General features: G+C 72.3%; 4 protein-coding genes. 1 reads left to right on the top strand and 3 read right to left on the bottom strand.

Annotated elements, in window-relative coordinates:
* Positions 1-740: MBL fold metallo-hydrolase (locus tag DKT69_RS12520; RefSeq protein WP_109801742.1), on the bottom strand; the 740-nt coding region annotated here is incomplete at its 3' end.
* Between the two features lie 135 nt (positions 741-875).
* Between DKT69_RS12520 and DKT69_RS12525 the strand changes: the two genes are divergently transcribed.
* Positions 876-2093, top strand: coding sequence for an NADP-dependent isocitrate dehydrogenase (locus tag DKT69_RS12525; protein WP_109801743.1), 1218 nt, complete (start codon positions 876-878; stop codon positions 2091-2093).
* A 456-nt stretch (positions 2094-2549) separates the two neighbouring features.
* Here DKT69_RS12525 and galT read toward each other — a convergent pair whose 3' ends face one another.
* Positions 2550-3623 carry a galactose-1-phosphate uridylyltransferase gene (gene galT, locus DKT69_RS12530; RefSeq protein WP_109801744.1) on the bottom strand — a complete coding sequence of 358 codons (1074 nt, stop codon included), beginning with the start codon at positions 3621-3623 and terminating at the stop codon, positions 2550-2552.
* The gene (locus DKT69_RS12535; protein WP_109801745.1) at positions 3620-4423 is read right to left on the bottom strand and encodes a DeoR/GlpR family DNA-binding transcription regulator; all 804 of its coding nucleotides are present in this window, start codon (positions 4421-4423) and stop codon (positions 3620-3622) included. The genes galT and DKT69_RS12535 overlap by 4 nt, the downstream gene beginning before the upstream one ends.
* Between the last annotated feature and the right edge of the window lie 191 nt (positions 4424-4614).

Below are 4614 nucleotides of genomic sequence, written 5' to 3' on the forward strand. Positions count from 1 at the left end.
GTGTGCAGCAGGGCCGTGCGGGAGGTGCGGGCGGCGGCGGGATCCTCCTCGTGGGCGTACGCGAGGGTGGGGTCGACCAGTTGCACGGCGTGCACCAGCAGGTCGCCGGTGAGCAGCAGGCGCTCGTCGCCGGAGTCGACCAGCACCGACTGGTGGCCGGGGGTGTGGCCCGGGGTGCTCAGCACGCGTACCGCCGGGGTCAGCGGGGTGTCGCCGTCGACCACCCGGAGCCGGCCGGCGGCGCGCAACGGGCCGACCAGCCGGGCCGGCAGCTCGGGGTGGAACGACTCCAGCGCGTCCAGCTCGGTCCGCTGCACCAGGTATTCGGCGTTCGGAAAGTAGGGGCGGCCCGGCGTGCCGGTCACCGCCCAGCCGATGTGGTCGCTGTGCAGGTGGGTCAGCACCACGGTTCGCACGTCGGCGGGATCGACGCCGGCGGCGGCCAGTTCCGCCGGCAGCCGGCCCGGCACCGGCGCCCAGCTCGCGGCGGGCGAGTCGGCCGGGCCGATGCCGGCGTCGACCAGCGTCACCGGCCCATCGTCGTCACGGACGGCGAAGCTGCGGAACTGCAGCCACCACTCCCCGTCGGCGGTCACCGACCCGGGATCGCGCCGGTCGGCCTCGCGCCACTGCGCCTCGGTGGCGTCGGGGAACGCCTCGGCGCGGGGCTGGAAGAACGGGCCCTCGCCGTCGGTGAGGGCGGTGACCGTGATAGACCCGAGGGTGCGGCTCAGTGGCATCCGGTGATGCTGCCAGTGGTTTCCTGCGCCGTGCACCCCGATTCCCGGGCGACCGAGGCCGGCTGGGGCACCCCGGTCAGTTTCCAGTACGCTCGTACTGCTTGAGCACGTGTCCCCCGAGAGGAGCGCCGGCCGATGGCGAAGATCAAGGTAAACAACCCGGTCGTGGAAATCGACGGCGACGAGATGACCCGGATCATCTGGAAGCAGATCCGGGAGCAGCTGATCCTGCCCTACCTCGACGTCGACCTGCACTACTACGACCTGTCGATCCAGCACCGCGACGAGACCGACGACCAGGTCACCGTCGACGCCGCCAACGCCATCAAGCAGCACGGCGTGGGCGTCAAGTGCGCGACCATCACCCCGGACGAGGCCCGGGTCGAGGAGTTCGGCCTGAAGAAGATGTGGCGGTCGCCGAACGGCACCATCCGCAACATCCTCGGCGGCGTCGTCTTCCGCGAGCCGATCATCATGTCCAACGTGCCGCGGCTGGTCCCCGGCTGGACCAAGCCGATCATCATCGGCCGGCACGCCCACGGTGACCAGTACAAGGCCACCGACTTCGTCGTCCCCGGCCCGGGCACGGTGACCATCACCTACACCCCGGCCGACGGCGGCGCCCCCATGGAGATGGAGGTCGCCAACTTCCCCGGCGGCGGCATCGCCATGGGCATGTACAACTTCGACGAGTCGATCCGGGACTTCGCCCGGGCCTCGTTCCGGTACGGGCTGGACCGCAACTACCCGGTCTACCTGTCCACCAAGAACACCATCCTCAAGGCGTACGACGGCCGGTTCAAGGACATCTTCGCCGAGGTGTTCGAGAACGAGTTCAAGGCCGAGTTCGACGCCGCCGGCATCACCTACGAGCACCGGCTGATCGACGACATGGTCGCCGCCGCGCTCAAGTGGGAGGGCGGCTACGTCTGGGCCTGCAAGAACTACGACGGTGACGTGCAGTCCGACACCGTCGCGCAGGGCTTCGGCTCGCTCGGCCTGATGACCTCGGTGCTGCTCTCCCCGGACGGCCACACCGTCGAGGCGGAGGCCGCGCACGGCACGGTCACCCGGCACTACCGGCAGTGGCAGAAGGGCGAGAAGACCTCGACCAACCCGATCGCGTCGATCTACGCCTGGACCCGGGGCCTGGCCCACCGGGGCAAGCTGGACGGCACCCCGGCGGTCACCGAGTTCGCCAACACCCTGGAGCAGGTCATCGTCGACACCGTCGAGGGTGGCCAGATGACCAAGGACCTCGCGCTGCTCATCTCGCGGGACGCCCCGTGGCTGACCACCGACGAGTTCATGAACGCGCTCGACGAGAACCTGGCGCGCAAGATCAACGCCTGATTCCGCCCCGCGTCACCGACCGAGCCCGCCGGCACCCGCCGGCGGGCTTCGTCGTACCCGGGGGCGACGTGCGCGTCGGCCGTGGTGGCGCCGGTGACCGTCGCGGCGTCACCCCGTGGGGGTGCGGGTCGTTGAGCTGGGTGGACGTGATGCCAGTCCCGTCCAGGAAGGTTGACCGCGGTCGCCTCGCGGCCCGAGTGCCGATCAGCCAGCCTTCCCGGCTGTCGCGCACAGCCAGCCGTCCCTTCCCTGCGGGGGGCCCTGTCCCGGGCCCCCCGCGCCCTGTCTCCCGCCTCTCCCGCCTCTGCCGGCAGCCGCCCCGCGTCGGCGCCTGGGCTCATGATCCACTCGCGTTGCGGCAGGTGGCGGTGTCCCGGTCGTCCGACACCGCCACCTCGCGCAGCTCAGGTGGACCATGCCGGACCGGACCGGACCGGGCCGGGCCACGGGCCGAGGTCAGGCGGCGCGGAGGAGTTCGGCGGCCCGCTCAGGGGCGATGTCGTTGATGAAGACGCCCATCCCGGACTCCGAGCCGGCCAGGTACTTCAGCTTGTCCCTGGCGCGGCGGATGGTGAACAGCTGCAGGTGCAGGTGCCCCAGCTCGCGGTCGATCCGCACCGGCGCCTGGTGCCAGGCCGCGATGTACGGCATGGGCAGGTCGAACAGCCCGTCGAAGCGGCGCAGCACGTCCAGGTAGAGCGGCCCGAACGCGTCCCGCTCGGCGTCGTCGAGCGCCGGGATGTCCGGCACCGGCCGGTGCGGGGCGACGTGCACCTCGAACGGCCAGCGGGCGGCCGCCGGGACGTACGCGGTCCAGTGCTCGTTGCTCGCCACCACCCGCTCCCCGGCGGCCCGCTCGGCGGCGAGCACGTCGGCGTAGAGGTTGCCGCCGGTCCGCTCGGCGTGCCGCCGCGCGGCGGCCAGCATCGACCGGGTCCGCGGCGTGACGAACGGGTACGCGTAGATCTGGCCGTGCGGGTGGTGCAGGGTCACGCCGATCTCCACGCCCCGGTTCTCGAACGGGAAGATCTGCTCCACCCCGGGCAGCTCACCCAGCGCGGTGGTCCGGTCGGCGAGCGCGTCCAGCACGGTCCGCACCCGGCGCGGCGGTAGACCGGCGAAGGAGGCGTTGTGGTCGTCGGTGAAGCAGACCACCTCGCACCGGCCGCGCCCCGGGCGGACCGGGGTGAACGGGGTGATCTCCGCCGGCTCCTCGGCCACCCGCTGGCTCAGTGCCGGGAAGCGGTTCTCGAAGACCGCCACGTCGTAGTCGGGGGCCGGGATCTCGCTGAGCCGGTCGGCGGTCGACGGGCAGAGCGGGCACTGGTCGGCCGGGGGCAGGAAGGTGCGGGTCTGCCGGTGCACCGCCACCGCCACCCACTCGTCGGTGAGCGGGTCGAAGCGCAGCTGGGACGCGGGCGGCGGCGGGAGGAGGTCGCGGAGGTCCGGCCGGTCGCGGACCGCGTCGTCCCGCTCGTCGAAGTAGATCAGCTCACGGCCGTCGGCCAGCTCGATCTGCGTACGCTTCACTCCGCCGCCTCCTCCGTGAGCCGCCCCGTGGCCCGCACAATCACCAGCTCACCCACCTTCTCGTCGAGTACCCGTCGTGCTTCCGGCGCCAACCGGTCGTCGGTGACCAGCACGTCCGCGGCGTCCAGACCGACGATGGAGGAGATCCCCACCGTGCCCCACTTGGTGTGGTCGGCGAGGACGACCAGCCGATCGGCGGCCGCCACCAGGGCCCGGTCGGTGTCCGCCTCCATCAGGTTGGGCGTGGTGAAGCCGGCCCGCTCGCTGATCCCGTGCACGCCGAGGAAGAGCAGGTCCAGGTGGAGCGAGGCGATCGCGGCCACGGCCAGCGGGCCGACCAGCGCGTCGGAGGGCGTACGGACACCGCCGGTGAGCACCACCGTCTGGTCCGGCCGCCCGCCCACGTGCAGGATCTCGGCCACCGGCAGCGAATTGGTCACCACGGTCAGCCCCGGCACGTCGACCAGGCGGCGGGCCAGCTCCGCGGTGGTCGTACCAGCCGACAGGGCGATCGCGGCGCCGGGGCGGACCAGCTCGGCGGCGCGGTTGGCGATCGCCGCCTTCTCCGCCGACTGGCGGACCGCCTTGGCGTGGAAGCCGGGTTCGTCGGTGGAGCTCGGGCCGGTCAGCGTGGCGCCGCCGTGCACCTTGGCGAGGAGGCCCTGCTCGTGCAGCGTCTCCAGGTCCCGCCGGATGGTCATGTCGGAGACGCCGAACTCGGCGGCCAGCTCGGTGACCCGCACGCCGCCGGCGCTGCGGACCCGATCCAGGATGGCCGTCTGCCGCTGCCGCGCCAGCATCCGTCGCACCTCCGGGGTCCCGCGACCACGTGTCCACGCGGTCGAACGTGTTCCAACAAAGATGAACACTAGCGCGCAGAAGGTCACGACGGAAGGAATGCCGCTGCAGACGACGCCGCCGCCCGTCCCCGCCGGCCGGTCGACGAGCGGACCGGGGCGGGAAGCGGGCGGCGGCGGGGCCGAACGGGAGG

The organism is Micromonospora sicca, from assembly GCF_003172935.1.
Lineage (GTDB): Bacteria > Actinomycetota > Actinomycetes > Mycobacteriales > Micromonosporaceae > Micromonospora > Micromonospora sicca.

What these genes read in the sequence shown, in the direction of transcription:
- DKT69_RS12535 (WP_109801745.1), bottom strand. Translation starts at nt 4,423, where the DNA reads ATGCTGGCGCGGCAGCGGCAGACGGCCATCCTGGATCGGGTCCGCAGC.
- DKT69_RS12525 (WP_109801743.1), top strand. Translation starts at nt 876, where the DNA reads ATGGCGAAGATCAAGGTAAACAACCCGGTCGTGGAAATCGACGGCGAC.